Below are 14,633 nucleotides of genomic sequence, written 5' to 3'. Positions count from 1 at the left end.
AGCGGATTCACTCTAGCAAGAAGCGCGCGTCTCACCAATTCGAGCGACCCTCGACAATGCGCAGGTCGTGGATCCGCAGCGGAGTCCCAGACCAGACGCGATTTCAGCCTACCTCCCGTGGCTGAGCGTCTGCCGGGCGCGCCGGATTCAGTACCCCGCGTGCAGGTCGATGCGGCCGATCCACTCGCCGCGGCCGAGGAACGCGGCGGTGTTGGCCTCGATGCGCTCGGCGAACAGGGGCACCGTCATCGCCTCGGTGTCGGCCACGTGCGGCGTCACGAGTGCGCTGTCGAGGCTCCAGAGCGGATGCCCCGGCGGCAGCGGCTCGGGATCGGTCACGTCGAGCCCGGCTCCCCCGAGTCGGCCGCTCGCGAGCTCGGCGACGAGCGCGTCGGTGTCGACGATGCCGCCGCGGGCCACGTTGACGAGGAACGCGCCGTCGGGCAGCACCGCGAGCTCAGCGGCGCCGAGCATGCCGCGCGTGCGCTCGGTGAGTGCCGCGGCGACGAACACGAGGTCGGCGTCGGCCAGCACCTCGCGCAGCGCGGCGTCGGTCACCGTGGCGGCCGCGCCCGCGACGGGCTCGGCGCGGCGGCGCACCACGGTCGCGTGCACGCCGAACGGCGCCAGCAGGCGCAGCAGCTCCTCGGTGATGCCGCCGCCGCCGATGACGACCACCCGCAGGCCGAACAGGCTCCGCCCGCGCTCGTCGGCCTCCCAGGTCGTCGCGCGCGCACGCCGCGGCGCCTCGCGCAGCACGGCCAGTGCGAGCATCAGCGCGTGCTCGGCGACCGGGCGCGCGTACGACCCCTTCGCGCTCGTCCACACCCGTCCGTCGTCGCGGAACCGGGCGAGCGTGCACGCGAACGCATCGACGCCGGCCCAGGGCAGCTGCACCCAGCCGATCTGCGGATGCCGCGTCAGCGCGTCGTCGAGCTCGCCGGCCCCTGAGGCGGCCACCCAGAGGAGCCCGCGCGTGGCGTCGCCGAGCGGCACGACCTCGCCGCCCGCGCGGCGCACCGCGGCGACCACCGAGGGATCGGCGTACGGGAGCACCGACACGGCGCCGACCCGCGGCGCGTCGCCGCCGGCATCCGTCACCGGCTCAGGCCCCCGTCGAGTTCGTCGATGATCGCGTGCCCGTCGTCGAGCGCACCGGCGAGGGCGGCGACGTACGGGTGGCTCGGGTCGTGGAACACCTCTTCGATGGTGCCGATCGCGGCGAGGTTGCCGCGATCGAGCACCGCGATGCGGTCGGCCGTGCTGCGGAGCACCGGCAGGTCGTGGCTGATGAGCAGCGCCGAGAACCGCTGGCGTTCGCGGAGCTCGCCGATCAGCTGCGCCACGGCGTCGCGCACGGTCAGGTCGATGCCGGCCGTGGGCTCGTCGGCGATGAGCACCGACGGGCCGAGCACGAGCGCCCGCGCGAGCGCGACGCGCTGGCGCTGCCCGCCGCTCAGCTCGTAGGGGTACTTCTCGAGGTAGCCGAGCGGCAGCCGCACGCTGTCGAGCATGGTCGCCACGCGGGTCTCGAGGGCGCGCCGGTTGTAGCGACGGTCGCGCTCGAGGATCGGCTCGGCGATGAGCTCGGCGACACTGCGGTCGGCGGTGAGGCGCGACCCGGCGTCCTGCGCGAGATACCCGACGTGGAACTGCAGTTCGGGCAGCTTGCGCTTCGGGAGCCCGCGCAGGCGGTGTCCGAGCACCGTGGCCTCCCCGCCCGTGATCACGGGCCGGGCGTCGGAGGATCGCGGGTCGAACGCGGCCCCCGACAGTACCTTCGCGAGCGTGCTCTTGCCGCTGCCCGCGCTGCCGAGCAGGCCCACGACCTCCCCCGGCGCGATCGTGAGGCTCAGCCCGTGCAGCGCGACGTGCGCGGGGCTCGGGCCCTTCGCCGGGTACTCGAGCGAGAGGTCGCTCACGACGATCGGGTATCCGTGCTCGGCCGGCGCCATCAGTCCGCCTCCCGGAGAAGTCGGAGCTGCTCGCGCCGCTCGGCCTGCGCCACCGGGTCGGGCACCGGCAGCGAGGCGAGGAGCCGCTGCGTGTAGGGCTGCTGCGGCGAGCCGAGCACCTCGGTTCCGGTTCCCTCCTCGACGAGGCGGCCGTGGTACAGCACCGCGATGCGGTCGGCCAGCAGGTCGACGACGGCGAGGTCGTGACTGATGAACAGCGAGGCGAACCCGAACTCGCGCTGCAGCTCGGCGAACAGCTCGAGCACGCGGGCCTGCACCGACACGTCGAGCGCCGAGGTCGGCTCGTCGGCGATGAGCAGTTCGGGCTCGAGCGCCAGCGAGCGGGCGAGGCTCGCGCGCTGGCGCTGGCCGCCCGAGAGCTCGTGCGGGTAGCGGTCGCCGTACGACTTCGGCAGTTGCACGGCCTCGAGCAGCTCGTCGACGCGCGGCCGCGCCGTGCGCGCATCGCGGACGCGCCCGTGGATGATGAGCGGCTCGGCCACGCACTCGGCGATCGTGAGCAACGGGTTGAAGCTCGACGCCGGGTCTTGGAAGACGAAGCCGATGCGGCTGCGCAGGGGGCGGAACTCGCGCTCGCGGATGCCGTTCATCTCGGCGCCGAGCACCTGGAGCGACCCGCCCGTGACCTTCGTGAGCCCGGCGATCGCGCGACCGATCGTGGTCTTGCCCGATCCGGACTCGCCCACCAGGCCGAGCACCTCGCCCGGACGGATCACGAGGTCGACGCCCTGCACGGCCTTGAAGCCCGCGCGCCCGAACCGGCCGGGGTACTCGATCTCGAGGCCCGTCGCCCGCACGACCGGCGTCTGCTCGGCCCAACCCTCGGGGCGGGCGGCCGCACGGGCCTCCGCCCGCACCGTGCCGTGACCGACGAACGGCACGGCCGCGAGCAGCGCCTTCGTGTAGTCCTGCTGCGGATCGGCGAACAACCGGTCGACCGGGGCCTCCTCGATGAGGTTGCCCTGGTACATGACGGCGACCCGGTCGGCGAGGTCGGCGACGACGCCCATGTTGTGCGTGATCAGCACGATCGCGGCCCCGAACTCGTCGCGGCACCGGCGCAGCAGGTCGAGGATCTCGGCCTGCACCGTGACATCCAGCGCGGTCGTCGGCTCGTCGGCGACGATCAGGCCCGGCTCGAGCACGAGCGCCATCGCGATGACGATGCGCTGCTTCTGCCCGCCCGAGAACTGGTGCGGGAAGTGGTCGATGCGCTCCTCGGGGTCGGGGATGCCGACGCGGCCGAGGATCTCGATGGCCTTCGCCCGCGCGTCGGCCTTGGAGATCTCGCCATGGGCGCGCAGGCCCTCGATGATCTGCCAGCCGACCGTGTACACGGGGTTCAGCGCGGTCGACGGCTCCTGGAAGACCATGGCGACGTCGGTGCCGCGAACGTCGCGGAGGCGCTGCTTCGAGAGCGAGATGACGTCGTTCTCGTGCGTGCCGGCCCGGTTCGCCAGCACGACGGCACCGCTCGTCGTGGCCGTCTCGGGCAGGAGTCCGAGGATCGTCTTCGCCGTGACGGTCTTGCCGCTGCCCGACTCGCCGACGATGGCGAGCACCTCGCCGCGGCGCACCGTGAGCGAGACGTCGTCGACGGCCTTGACCGCGCCGGCGTCGGTCGCGAACGAGACGCCGAGGTTCTTGATCTCGACCACCGTGCTCATCGCTTGACCTCGATTCCGTGCTCGTCGAACGTCTCGCCGTCTTCGAGGCCCGTGAGGCCCCCTGGGCCGGCGACCAGGGTGCCGCCGGGCACGACCGAGGTCTCGGCGACCTGGCCCGCCGCCTTCGCCACGCGGCGTCGACCGCGCAGGCGCGGGTCGGCGAGGTCGTTCAGGCTCTCGCCCACGAGCGTGATGCCGAGCACCGTGAACACGATCGCGAGGCCCGGGAACAGCGCGGTCCACCAGATGCCGCTCGTGACGTCGGACTGCGCCTTGTTCAGGTCGTAGCCCCACTCGGCGGCAGCCGTCGGCTCGATGCCGAAGCCGAGGAAGCCGAGTCCCGCCATCGTGAGGATCGCCTCGGAGGAGTTCAGCGTGATGATGAGCGGCAGTGTTCGGGTGGCGTTGCGCAGCACGTGGCGGAAGACGATGCGCGAGTTCGACGCGCCGAGCACCTTCGCGGACTCGACGTAGGCCTCGGCCTTGATGCGCACCGTCTCAGCCCGGATCACCCGGAAGTACTGCGGGATGAACACGACCGTGATCGAGCCCGCAGCGGCGAGCACGCCGCCCCACAGGTCGGACTGGCCGCCCGAGATCACGATCGAGAGCACGATCGCGAGCAGCAGCGACGGGAACGCGTAGATCGCGTCGCACACGACGACGAGCACCCGGTCGAGCCAGCCGCCGAAGTAGCCGGAGTACAGGCCGAGCGCGACGCCGATGAAGATCGAGAGCAGCACCGCGACGACGATCACGAGGATCGCGGTCTGGGTGCCCCAGATGACGCGCGAGAGCACGTCGTACCCGCCGACGGTGGTTCCGAACGGGTGCTCGAGCGAGGGCGGCTGCTGCGTGCCGAACGAGGCGCCGTCCTGCTTGCGCTGGGCGTACCCGTACGGCGCGAGCACCGGCGCGAGGATGGCCGACAGGATGAACACGCCCATCATGATGAGGCCGGCGACGAGCATGCCCCGTTGGAGGCCGACGCTCTGACGCAGCTGGTGCACGACCGGCAGGCGGTCGCGGAGCCGGCGCTTCGGCACCGGAGTGGCGGACATCGCGGATGTCGCAGTCATGTCAGAACCTCACTCGCGGGTCGATGAACGCGGCGATGATGTCCACGATGAAGTTGGTGAGCGCGACGATGATCGCGAGCAGCACGACGATGCCCTGCACGGCCACGAAGTCGCGCGACTCGAGGAACTCGGCCAGCGCGAACCCGAGGCCCTTCCACTCGAAGGTCGTCTCGGTGAGCACGGCGCCGGCGAGCAGCAGGGCGATCTGGAGGCCGATGACCGTGATGATCGGGATCAGCGCCGGCCGGTAGGCGTGCTTGCGCAGCAGCCGGGACTCGGCGACGCCGCGCGAACGCGCCGCATCGACGTAGTCGGTCGAGAGCGTGCCGATGACGTTGGTGCGCACGAGCCGGAGGAAGATGCCGGCCGTGAGGAGGCCGAGCGCGATCGCGGGCAGCACGGCGTGCGCGAGCACGTCGCCGAGCACTGCCGGGTTGCCCGTCATGAGGGCGTCGATCGTGTAGAACCCGGTCTTGTTGGGCAGCGTCTGCAGTTGCAGCTCGGCGCCCACGCTCGCGCGGCCCGCGACCGGGAGCCACTTGAGCCACACCGCGAAGACGAGCTTCAGCAGCAGGCCCGCGAAGAAGATGGGGATCGCGTACCAGAAGATCGCGAGCACGCGGAAGAACGCGTCAGGTGCCTTGTCGCGGTAGTACGCGGCGGCGAGGCCGAGCGGGATGCCGACGCAGAACGCGACGATGAGCGAGTAGAACACCAGCTCGAAGGTCGCCGGGCCGTAGGTCGCGAGCACCTCGACCACCGGGCGGTTCGTCGTGACCGTCGTTCCGAGGTCGAAGACGGCGATGCGGCCCAGGTACTCGAGGTACTGGATCAGCAGCGGCCGGTCATAGCCGGCGGCGGCGCGCAGCTCTGCGAGCGCCTCCGGGCTCAGGCGACCGCCCTGTGCTGCCGTGATCGGGTCTCCCGTGGTGCGCATCAGGAAGAAGACGAGGGTGACGAGGATGAAGATCGTCGGGAAGATCAGCAGGAAGCGGACCAGCAGGTAGCGGGCGAATCCACCGCCCTGCGCCTTGGCTTTGGGACGCGGGATCGCCGGGCCCTCCGCCGTGGACAAGGTGTTGACAGTGCTCATGGGTTCCTTCGGGGGTGCAAGGGGAACGGGGACGACCCGCTGGTGCGAGTCGTCCCCGTCGTCGAGCTTCAACCGAGCCTAGACGGTCGGATCAGCCCTTCGAAAGCGCCGCGTAGCGGAACTTGAACGACGCGTCGAGGGTGTCTTCGGTGCCTTCGACGTCGGAGCCGACGACCGCGACCTGTGCGCCCTGCATGTACGGGATCGTGGACAGGTCGGCCGCGACCTTGTCCTGGATCTCGCCGATGAGCTTCTCCCGCGCAGCGGGGTCGGCCGTGACGGCCTGCTCGAGGATCAGGTCGTTCACCTCGGGGTTGTCGTAGTGGTTGGCGAGGAAGTTCTCCGTGAGGAAGAACGGCGTCAGGTAGTTGTCGGCGTCGGAGTAGTCGGGGAACCAACCGAGCTGGTAGGCCGGGTAGAGGTCCGCGACGCGGTCCTCGGAGTACTGCACCCACTCCGTGGACTGCAGGTCGACCGTGAACAGGCCGCTCTCCTCGAGGTTCTCCTTGATGATCGCGTACTCGTCGCTCGACGACGGGCCGTAGCGCTCGGCCACGTACTGGATCGAGATGTCGAGCGGCGTCGTGACACCGGCTTCCTTGAGCGTCGCGGCGGCCTTGTCGGCGTCGGGTGCGCCGTTGCCGTCGCCGTAGAGGCCCTTGAGCGCCTCGTTGGCTCCGGTCAGGCCCTCGGGCACGTACGAGTACAGCGGGGTGAAGGTGCCCTTGTACACGTCTTCCGAGATCGCGTCGCGGTCGATCAGGTCGGCGATCGCCTGGCGCACGGCGAGGGCCTTGGCCGGGTCGGCCTCGGCGGTCGTCGCACCGAACGGCATGGTGTTGAAGTTGAAGACCAGGTAGCGGATCTCGCCACCGGGGCCGTCGACGACCTTCACCTTGTCGTTGCCGCGGAGGTCCTCGATGTCGGTCGCACTGAGGGTGCGGTTCGCGACGTCGATGTTGCCCTCCTGCACGTCGAGCTTGAGGTTCGAGGCATCCGTGTAGTACTTCACGTTGACCGTGTCGGTCTTCGCGGCACCCAGGAGGCCGTCGTAGTCGGCGTTCGCCTTGTACGAGATCAGGTTGTTGAAGTCGTAGCTCGTGATGACGTACTGGCCGGCGAACGCGTTGCCGGCGACGATGTCGTCGTCGCTGGTCAGCGAGTCGGCCGAGAAGACGTCCTCGTCGACGATCGGGCCGACCGGGCTCGACAGGATCTGCGGGAAGATCTGGTCGTTCTCGCTGAGCAGGTGGAAGACGACGGTGGTGTCGTCGACGGCCTCGACGGACTCGAGGTTGTAGAGCAGCGACGACGGGCCGTTCTCGTCGGCGATCGCGACCTGGCGGTCGAACGTGAACTTCACGTCGGAGGCCGTGAGGTCGTTGCCGTTGGCGAACTTCAGGCCCGGCTTCAGCTTGACCGTGTACTCGGTCGGCGAGGTGAACTCGGCGGACTCGGCGATGTCGGGCTCGACGTCGGGGCTGCCGTACGGCGTGTTCAGCAGGAACGGGTACACCTGGTTCATCACGGCGAACGAGCCGTTGTCGTACGAGCCCGCGGGGTCGAGCGCGGTGACCTGCTCGGTCGTGCCGATGGTCAGCGTGCCGCCGGCCGCGTCGCCGCCACCGGAGGACGCGGTGCAACCGGCCAGCGCGAGCGCGGCGACCGAGACACCGGCGGCCGCGATGAGCGTGCGGCGCCGGTTCGTGGATGCGGATGACATATCCGTCTACCTCTTCCTGTCAGGAAACGCGGGCGCGGAAGAACCGCGTCGCGTGTGCGTATTCCCCATGACTAGCACACGGGGCCGCGAACGCCGCAGGGTCTTCGACGGTCGGGCCGGAATGTTTATCGATCTGCAACGTCACCGTGATCGACTCGTTGTTCCGCCGGTCGATCGGAGTGTTCACGAAGGCGAAGCGGATGCCGCGGCACGGCGTCGCCGCGCACCGATCGTGCCGTGCGGGGCGGGCCGGGCAGGCGGGGCCGGCGGGCCGGGCCGGCGGGTCAGGCAGGAGTGCTCAGTCGCCGCGGAGGGCGCGGCGCTCGCGCTCGAGCTCGACGAGTCCGCGCTGGAGCGCCTGGAACGTCTCGGTGTCGGCGCGATCGGTGCGCTGCAGGCGCCCGAGCAGCTCGGACTTCTGCCGCAGCAGCTCGCGGTCGACGAGTGCGCTCACGACCCCGCGCACGTAGACCGTGAGCTCCGCGTTGCTGCGCTGCGGCACCGGGGCCACCGCGAGCTGGTGCACGACGCCCTGGAACGGCGCGGGCACCTCGCCGATCACCCGATCGACCCGCACGGCCGCGTCTTCGGAGGCGAGCACCGAGGCGATGCCGTCGCGCACGACCGCGAGCGACGGGTTCGTGAAGCGGCAGTCGACCGCGTGGCGCAGCAGGTCGTCGCCGGTCTCGGTCGGGTACTGCAGCATGGCCTGCAGCGCGTCGCGCTCGAGCCTCGTCGCGGGGTCGTTCGGCAGGTCGACGATCGAGAACGGCCGCTCCGAGGCATCCGGAACCTGCGGCCCGGTGGCGACCGCGACGCGCGACCCCTGCTGCTGCGCCGCACCGCCCGCCGCCTCGCGGGCGCCCTCTCGCCCCTGGCCCTGGCCTCGCGACCCGCCGCCGTCGCGCGATCGCGATTGCGCCTGCCGCACGGCTCGCGTCGCCTCGCCGAGCTCGACGCCGAGCATGCGCGCGAGCTCGCGCGTGTACCCGGGGCGCATGGCGGGGTCGCGGATGTCGGCGATGACCGGAGCTGCGGCACGGAGCGCGGAGACGCGCCCCTCGACCGTCTCGAGGTCGTAGCGCTCGACCGTGTGCCGCAGCACGAACTCGAACAGCGGCGTGCGCGACTCGACGAGCGAGCGCACCGCGCCGTCGCCGCGGGCCAGGCGCAGGTCGCACGGGTCGAGCCCGTCGGGGGCGACCGCGACGAAGGTCTGCGCGGCGAACCGCTGCTCTTCGGCGAACGCGCGCATCGCGGCCTGCTGGCCGGCGGCGTCGCCGTCGAAGGTGAAGACGACCTCGCCCACGCCGGAGTCGTCGCCGAGCACGCGCCGCAGCACCTTGATGTGGTCGACGCCGAACGACGTGCCGCACGTCGCGATGGCCGTGGTGACGCCCGCGAGGTGGCACGCCATGACGTCGGTGTAGCCCTCGACGACGACGACGCGATGCGACTTCGAGATCTCGCGCTTCGCGAGGTCGAGCCCGTAGAGCACCTGCGCCTTGTGGTAGATCGCCGTCTCTGGGGTGTTCAGGTACTTGGGTCCCTTGTCGTCGTCGAGCAGTCGCCGGGCGCCGAACCCGACGGTCTGGCCGGTGACGTCGCGGATCGGCCACACGAGCCGCCCCCGGAACCGGTCGTAGACCCCTCGGTCGCCCTGCGAGACGAGGCCGGCGGCGCTGAGCTCCTCGGCCGAGAACCCTCGGCCCTTGAGGTGGTTGGTCAGGGCGTCCCAGCTCTTCGGGGCGAACCCCACGCCGAACCGGCGCGCGGCCTCCGCGTCGAATCCGCGCTCGCCGAGGAACCGGCGCCCGACCTCGGCCTCGGCCGAGCCGAGCTGGTCGAGGAAGAACTCGGAGGCGGCCTGGTTCGCCGCCAGCAGCCGCGCTCGGTTGCCGTGGTCGCTGGCCTGGCCGCCGTCTTCGTAGTGCAGTTCGTAGCCGAGCCGACCCGCCAGGCGCTCGACGGCCTCGGTGAACGACACGTGGTCCATGCGCTGGAGGAACGTGTAGGCGTCGCCCGACTCGCCGCAACCGAAGCAGTGGTAGTAGCCGAGCGCGGGTCGCACGTGGAAGCTCGGGCTGCGCTCGTCGTGGAAGGGGCAGAGGCCCTTCATCGAGCCGACGCCGGCGGACTTCAGGCTGACGTGGTCGCCGACGATGTCGGCGATGTTCGTGCGGGCCTTCACCTCATCGACGTCGCTCTGTCGAATCCGTCCGGCCATGGGTCTCATCCTAAGTCGCCGGCGGCGGGGTTCGGCCGGGAACGGCAGATCGGGCGGGGCCCGGGCCGTGACCGTCGGGTGCGACTCGGCCGGTGCAGGCAGGAACGCGTCACCGGCGCACGAGACGCTCGTGCCAGGCCAGGGCGGACTGGTCGGTCAGGCTGGCCACCTGATCGACGACGACCCGTCGACGTGCCGCGTCGTCGGCCGCCGTGGCCCAGTCCTCGGCGAATCCGGGGTCGAGGTCGCGATCGCCCGTCGCGAGCAGGGCGTCGGCGAGCTCGACGAGCACCTCGCGCTGCTGCGTGTAGATCGGCTGCCGGCTGTTGCGCGACATCACGAACGCCGCGACGATGCCCTTGAGCACGGCGATCTCGGCCTGCACCTCGCGCGGCACGACCACGTCGGCGTCGAACCTGATGAGGCTCGCGAGCGGGAAGGCCGACCGCGTCGCCTCGGTCGCGGCCCTGGCGAACCTGCCGATGAGCTGGCTCGTGAGGTTCTTGAGCTTCGCCTGGTCGAGTCGGCTGCCGTCGAACGAGTCCATCCAGCCGTCGAGCGAGTCGAGGCGGTCGAACGCCGCGATGAGCTCGTCGTGCGAGTACGCGCCGCCGATCCACTCGTACATCGACGTGACGAGCGCGTCGTGGTCGACGCGCTCCCCCAGGCTCGCGACGTCGATGTAGCCGTTCACGATGGCGTCTTCGAAGTCGTGCACCGAGTAGGCGATGTCGTCGCTGAGGTCCATGACCTGCGCCTCGATGCAGAGTCGCCGCTCGGGTGCGCCGCGCCTGAGCCACGTGAAGACGTCGAGGTCGTCGCGGTAGAAGCCGAACTTCGCGCGGCCGCTCGGGTCGGCGACCGAGGTCGCCTCGGGCCACGGGTACTTGCAGCTCGCGTCGAGGCTCGCCCGCGTGAGGTTGAGGCCGTAGCCGCGACCCTCGGCGTCGAACACCTTCGGCTCGAGCCTGGTGAGGATGCGAAGGGTCTGCGCGTTGCCCTCGAACCCGCCGATGTCGGCGGCCCAGACGTTCAACGCCTTCTCGCCGTTGTGGCCGAAGGGCGGGTGTCCGAGGTCGTGGGCGAGGCACGCGGTGTCGACGACGTCAGGATCGAGGCCGAGCGACGACGCGAGCTCGCGGCCGACCTGGGCGACCTCGAGGGAGTGCGTGAGGCGGTTGCGCGCGAAGTCGAGCCCCGCGGTGGGGCTCAGCACCTGCGTCTTCGCCGCGAGCCGCCGCAGCGCGCTCGAATGCAGCAGGCGGGCGCGGTCGCGCGCGAAGTCGCTTCGGCGGTTGGTGTGCTCTTCGGGGAGGAGGCGCTCGGTGTCGCGGTCGTGGTAGCCGCCGAACAGACGCTCGGACGCCACCTCAGCCGCCGCTCGTGTCGAGCTCGGCGTCGACCAGGGTCACGGCCTCGTGGCCCGCCAGTTCTTGCGAGTCGAGCCAGCCGTCGGGCAGCGCGGGTCGCTTGGGCGTGCCGGCGCGACCGCGCGGGCCCTCGGCGCCCTCGCCCGGATAGGGCATGCTCCAGTCGAGCGTGCCGAGCAGGTCGTCGAGGTGCGCGAGCGTGTCGACCGTCGCGAGCTTGGCGCGGAGGTCGCCGCCGACCGGGTAGCCCTTGAAGTACCAGGCGACGTGCTTGCGGATGTCGCGGCAGCCGCGAGCCTCGTCGTCGAAGAAGTCGACGAGCAGTTCGGCGTGCCGGCGGAAGGTCTGCGCGACCTGCCCGAGCGACGGGCGGAAGCTCGTCTGCTCGCCGCGGAACGCGGCCGCGAGGTCGCCGAAGAGCCACGGCCGGCCGAGGCATCCGCGACCGACGACCACGCCGTCGCACCCGGTCTCGCGCACCATGCGCAGGGCGTCTTCAGCCGACCAGATGTCGCCGTTGCCGAGCACGGGCACGCCCGTGACGGTCTCTTTGAGCTTCGCGATCGACGGCCAGTCGGCCTGACCCGAGTAGAACTCGCTCGCGGTGCGCGCGTGCAGCGCGATCGACGCCACGCCGGCGCCCTCGGCGATGCGGCCCGCCTCGAGGTAGGTGAGGTGGTCGGCGTCGATGCCCTTGCGCATCTTGACGGTCAGCGGGATGTCGCCGGCGGCCGTGACCGCGCCCTCGACGATGTCGCGGAACAGCCCGGTCTTCCACGGAAGCGCCGAGCCGCCGCCCTTGCGCGTGACCTTCGGCACGGGGCATCCGAAGTTCAGGTCGATGTGGTCGGCGCGGTCTTCGGCGACGAGCATCGTGACGGCCTCGGAGACCGTCTTCGGGTCGACGCCGTAGAGCTGGATCGAGCGCGTCGTCTCGGACTCGTGGTGCGTGATGAGGCGCATCGACTCGGGGGTGCGCTCGACGAGCGCGCGGCTCGTGATCATCTCGGAGACGTAGAGGCCGGCGCCGAACTCGCGGCAGAGCCGGCGGAACGCCGTGTTCGTGATGCCCGCCATCGGGGCGAGCACGACGGGCACGTCGAGTTCGAGGCCGCCGATGGTCAGCGGGGCCGCAGGGGTCGTGGAAGTGAGTGACATCGCCTTCGATTCTCCCAGAATCCGCTGACATCCCGCCCGGAGCCCGATCGGCCCGCCTAGGATCGCCATCAGACCACCTGGGGAGGACGCACATGGGCGAGACGATCACGGGTTCGGAGCGGGTGCTGGCCGACGCCGAGGCGCGCGGCCTCGACGTCGAGATCATCGAGCGACCGGCCGCCCGCAGCCTCGAGGAGGCCGCAGAGCTGCTCGGCATCACGCCTGCCGACATCGTGAAGTCGCTCGTCGTCAAGCGCAGCGACGACACCTTCCTCTTCGCGCTCGTGCCGGGCGGCCGCAAGATCTCGTGGCCGAAGCTGCGTGCGCTCGTCGGCGTCAACAAGCTCCAGCTGCCCGATGCGTCGCTCGCCCTCGCCGCGACCGGCTACGAGCGCGGCACCATCACCCCGCTCGGCTCGACGACCGCGTGGCCCGTCTTCATCGACGAGACGATCGTCGGCCGTCGGGTGTCGATGGGCGCGGGCGAGCACGGCCGCAGCCTCTTCGTCGACGCCGACGCGCTCATCGCCGCGCTGGGTGCGACGGTCGCCGACCTCAGCGACCCCGAGTAACGCCGGGCGCTACTCGGCCTGGAGCCCCGGCACGAAGCAGACGTCGCCCTCGCACACCATCGCCGACGGGTCGCCGACCATCATGGTGAACGGCGACGCCGCGGCATCCGTCGTCCCGTTCAGGAGATCGGATGCCGCGGGCGCGCCCTGCTGCGTCGGGTCGCTCACGCGACGCGCTCGCCCGAGATCTGCGCGAGCGCCTGCGAGAAGACCTCGGCGGGCTGCGCGCCCGAGATGCCGTACTTGCCGTCGATGACGAAGAACGGCACGCCCTGGATGCCGTACGCACCGGCCTGGGCGATGTCGGCCTGCACGTCGTTCGCGTAGCGGCCCGATTCGAGTGCCTCGCGCGCGGCGTCGGCGTCGAGGCCCACGTCGGTCGCGAACCCGATGAGCTCGTCGATGCGGTTCACGCGACCGCCCTCGGTGAAGTACGCCTTGAGCAGGCGCTCCTTCAGCTCGAGCTGCTTGCCCTGCGACTTCGCGAAGTGCAGGAGCTCGTGGGCCTTCAGGGTCTTCGTGTGCGCGACCTTCTCGAAGTGGTAGTCGAGTCCGGCGTTCGCCGCGACCCCCGTGACGTGCTCGAGCATCTGCTCGACGCGCTCGACCGGCATGCCCTTGCGCTCGGCGAGGTACTCGACCGTCGACCCCTCGAAGTCGAGCGGGGTGTCGGGCGAGAGCTCGAACGAGTGGTACTCGATCTCGACGTCGGGCGCGTCGGACCCGAGGGCCTCGAGGCCCGCCTCGAGGTGGCGCTTGCCGATGTAGCACCACGGGCAGGCGATGTCGGACCAGATGTCGATCTTGATGGGTTCACTCACGGTGAAGGGCAACCGATGCGGATGCATGGGTATTCCCGATCCGCGTTCGCGATTCAGACCGGGTCGGATGCCGCATCGGACGCCGCGGCCGACGCCGTCGCGTCGTCGCGCGTGCCTCCTTCGGGCGTGGGGCGGCCGAGCCGCGAGACCCAGACCACGAGCGAGGCGACCGCGGCGAACGCGCACGAGATCACGACGACCCAGAAGGCGACGCCGAGGTATCCGTTCGCCTGCACCGCCGGGTTCAGGAACGGGTACGGGTACCACGACTGCACGGCCTTCACCTGGTCGAAGACGAGCGGGCCGCGCAGGAGCGTGTAGGCGACCCACACGATCGGGAACGCCAGGATCACCCAGATGCGCGACCACTCGAGCCGACGGCGCCCGGGCGCGAGCAGCCAGTCGAGCACGAGGAACACCGGCGCGACGACGTGCATGACCTCGTTCGTCCACGGCTGCGAGTCACCCCCGCCCGTCACCGGGATGCCGCGGAGCAGCAGGTTGTAGACGATGCCCGTGATGGCCATGTAGGTGGTCGCGCACGCGCGGAGCACCGCGAACCAGCCCGGGTCGGGCAGCCGCCCCGCCACGGCCAGGCCGGCGCCGATGAGCAGCACGACCGTCGCGAGCAGGTTGGACTCGATCGTGAAGTAGCTGAAGAAGTTCACGTTCAGGGTCACGAGGTCCTCGAAGGCCTCCGCGCGCCAGAACCCGCTCGAACCCTGGTAGGTGACGACGATCGCCGCGATGATCGCGACCGCCACCGCGACCCTGAGCACGGCCCAGGCGAGCGCGAAGGCCCGCCCGTGCGTGGGGCGGTTCGTCGGGGAGGTTCCGGGCGCTCGCGTGTCGGTCACGGGGTCAGCGTACGACGAGCGCCGCGTGCGGTCGACGCGCCGTGCCGCGATGGCCCCGCGCGGCGACCGCCCCCCCGCAGTCGCCCCCCC

13 protein-coding genes are annotated in these 14,633 nt (G+C 70.9%); 1 reads left to right on the top strand and 12 read right to left on the bottom strand.

The annotated features are described in order from the left end of the window. Positions 1-147: 147 nt before the first annotated feature. The 9 genes from ACFVS8_RS00850 to dusB form a co-directional block, all read right to left on the bottom strand. Entirely contained in the window at positions 148-1,101 is a 954-nt protein-coding gene (locus tag ACFVS8_RS00850) for a D-isomer specific 2-hydroxyacid dehydrogenase family protein (protein WP_387056707.1), read from the bottom strand. Further along, positions 1,098-1,955, bottom strand: a complete 858-nt coding sequence (locus ACFVS8_RS00845; RefSeq protein WP_387056706.1) for an ATP-binding cassette domain-containing protein — start codon at positions 1,953-1,955, stop codon at positions 1,098-1,100. The genes ACFVS8_RS00850 and ACFVS8_RS00845 overlap by 4 nt, the downstream gene beginning before the upstream one ends. After that, positions 1,955-3,643 carry a dipeptide ABC transporter ATP-binding protein gene (locus ACFVS8_RS00840; RefSeq protein ID WP_387056705.1) on the bottom strand — a complete coding sequence of 563 codons (1,689 nt, stop codon included), beginning with the start codon at positions 3,641-3,643 and terminating at the stop codon, positions 1,955-1,957. Before ACFVS8_RS00840 ends, ACFVS8_RS00845 begins: the two co-directional genes overlap by 1 nt. After that, positions 3,640-4,722 carry an ABC transporter permease gene (locus tag ACFVS8_RS00835; protein ID WP_387056704.1) on the bottom strand — a complete coding sequence of 361 codons (1,083 nt, stop codon included), beginning with the start codon at positions 4,720-4,722 and terminating at the stop codon, positions 3,640-3,642. Before ACFVS8_RS00835 ends, ACFVS8_RS00840 begins: the two co-directional genes overlap by 4 nt. A gap of 1 nt (position 4,723) precedes the next feature. Beyond that, the gene (locus ACFVS8_RS00830) at positions 4,724-5,815 is read right to left on the bottom strand and encodes an ABC transporter permease (protein ID WP_387056703.1); all 1,092 of its coding nucleotides are present in this window, start codon (positions 5,813-5,815) and stop codon (positions 4,724-4,726) included. 91 nt (positions 5,816-5,906) lie between these two features. Next, positions 5,907-7,538: an ABC transporter substrate-binding protein gene (locus ACFVS8_RS00825; RefSeq protein ID WP_387056702.1), complete on the bottom strand. Its 1,632-nt coding sequence runs from the start codon at positions 7,536-7,538 to the stop codon at positions 5,907-5,909. A gap of 298 nt (positions 7,539-7,836) precedes the next feature. Next, positions 7,837-9,765, bottom strand: a complete 1,929-nt coding sequence (dnaG, locus tag ACFVS8_RS00820) for a DNA primase (protein WP_387056701.1) — start codon at positions 9,763-9,765, stop codon at positions 7,837-7,839. A gap of 109 nt (positions 9,766-9,874) precedes the next feature. Then, positions 9,875-11,134 carry a deoxyguanosinetriphosphate triphosphohydrolase gene (locus tag ACFVS8_RS00815; RefSeq protein WP_387056700.1) on the bottom strand — a complete coding sequence of 420 codons (1,260 nt, stop codon included), beginning with the start codon at positions 11,132-11,134 and terminating at the stop codon, positions 9,875-9,877. 1 nt (position 11,135) lies between these two features. Then, positions 11,136-12,293 carry a tRNA dihydrouridine synthase DusB gene (dusB, locus tag ACFVS8_RS00810; RefSeq protein ID WP_387056699.1) on the bottom strand — a complete coding sequence of 386 codons (1,158 nt, stop codon included), beginning with the start codon at positions 12,291-12,293 and terminating at the stop codon, positions 11,136-11,138. Positions 12,294-12,385: 92 nt separating this feature from the next. Between dusB and ACFVS8_RS00805 the strand changes: the two genes are divergently transcribed. After that, entirely contained in the window at positions 12,386-12,865 is a 480-nt protein-coding gene (locus tag ACFVS8_RS00805) for an aminoacyl-tRNA deacylase (protein ID WP_387056698.1), read from the top strand. Between the two features lie 9 nt (positions 12,866-12,874). Here the strand turns inward: ACFVS8_RS00805 and ACFVS8_RS00800 are convergent, their stop codons facing one another. Genes ACFVS8_RS00800 through ACFVS8_RS00790 form a run of 3 tightly spaced genes read right to left on the bottom strand, consistent with a single transcriptional unit; the run spans position 12,875 to position 14,543 of the window. Continuing rightward, complete coding sequence (locus ACFVS8_RS00800; protein WP_387056697.1) at positions 12,875-13,033, bottom strand: hypothetical protein; 159 nt, start codon at positions 13,031-13,033, stop codon at positions 12,875-12,877. Further along, positions 13,030-13,686, bottom strand: a complete 657-nt coding sequence (locus ACFVS8_RS00795) for a DsbA family protein (RefSeq protein ID WP_387056696.1) — start codon at positions 13,684-13,686, stop codon at positions 13,030-13,032. The genes ACFVS8_RS00800 and ACFVS8_RS00795 overlap by 4 nt, the downstream gene beginning before the upstream one ends. A 53-nt stretch (positions 13,687-13,739) precedes the next feature. Next, on the bottom strand, positions 13,740-14,543 hold the full coding sequence (locus ACFVS8_RS00790) for a Pr6Pr family membrane protein (protein ID WP_387056695.1): 804 nt from the start codon (positions 14,541-14,543) through the stop codon (positions 13,740-13,742). Positions 14,544-14,633: the final 90 nt, after the last annotated feature.

It is taken from the genome of Agromyces sp. NPDC058110, from assembly GCF_042884735.1.
Classification (GTDB): domain Bacteria; phylum Actinomycetota; class Actinomycetes; order Actinomycetales; family Microbacteriaceae; genus Agromyces.
This window is presented reverse-complemented; position numbering and strand designations above follow the sequence as displayed.

Coding starts and splice junctions, on each gene's coding strand:
- ACFVS8_RS00845 (WP_387056706.1), bottom strand. CDS start 1,955: ATGGCGCCGGCCGAGCACGGATACCCGATCGTCGTGAGCGACCTCTCG.
- ACFVS8_RS00840 (WP_387056705.1), bottom strand. CDS start 3,643: ATGAGCACGGTGGTCGAGATCAAGAACCTCGGCGTCTCGTTCGCGACC.
- ACFVS8_RS00835 (WP_387056704.1), bottom strand. CDS start 4,722: ATGACTGCGACATCCGCGATGTCCGCCACTCCGGTGCCGAAGCGCCGG.
- ACFVS8_RS00830 (WP_387056703.1), bottom strand. CDS start 5,815: ATGAGCACTGTCAACACCTTGTCCACGGCGGAGGGCCCGGCGATCCCG.
- ACFVS8_RS00825 (WP_387056702.1), bottom strand. CDS start 7,538: ATGTCATCCGCATCCACGAACCGGCGCCGCACGCTCATCGCGGCCGCC.
- dnaG (WP_387056701.1), bottom strand. CDS start 9,765: ATGGCCGGACGGATTCGACAGAGCGACGTCGATGAGGTGAAGGCCCGC.
- dusB (WP_387056699.1), bottom strand. CDS start 12,293: ATGTCACTCACTTCCACGACCCCTGCGGCCCCGCTGACCATCGGCGGC.
- ACFVS8_RS00805 (WP_387056698.1), top strand. CDS start 12,386: ATGGGCGAGACGATCACGGGTTCGGAGCGGGTGCTGGCCGACGCCGAG.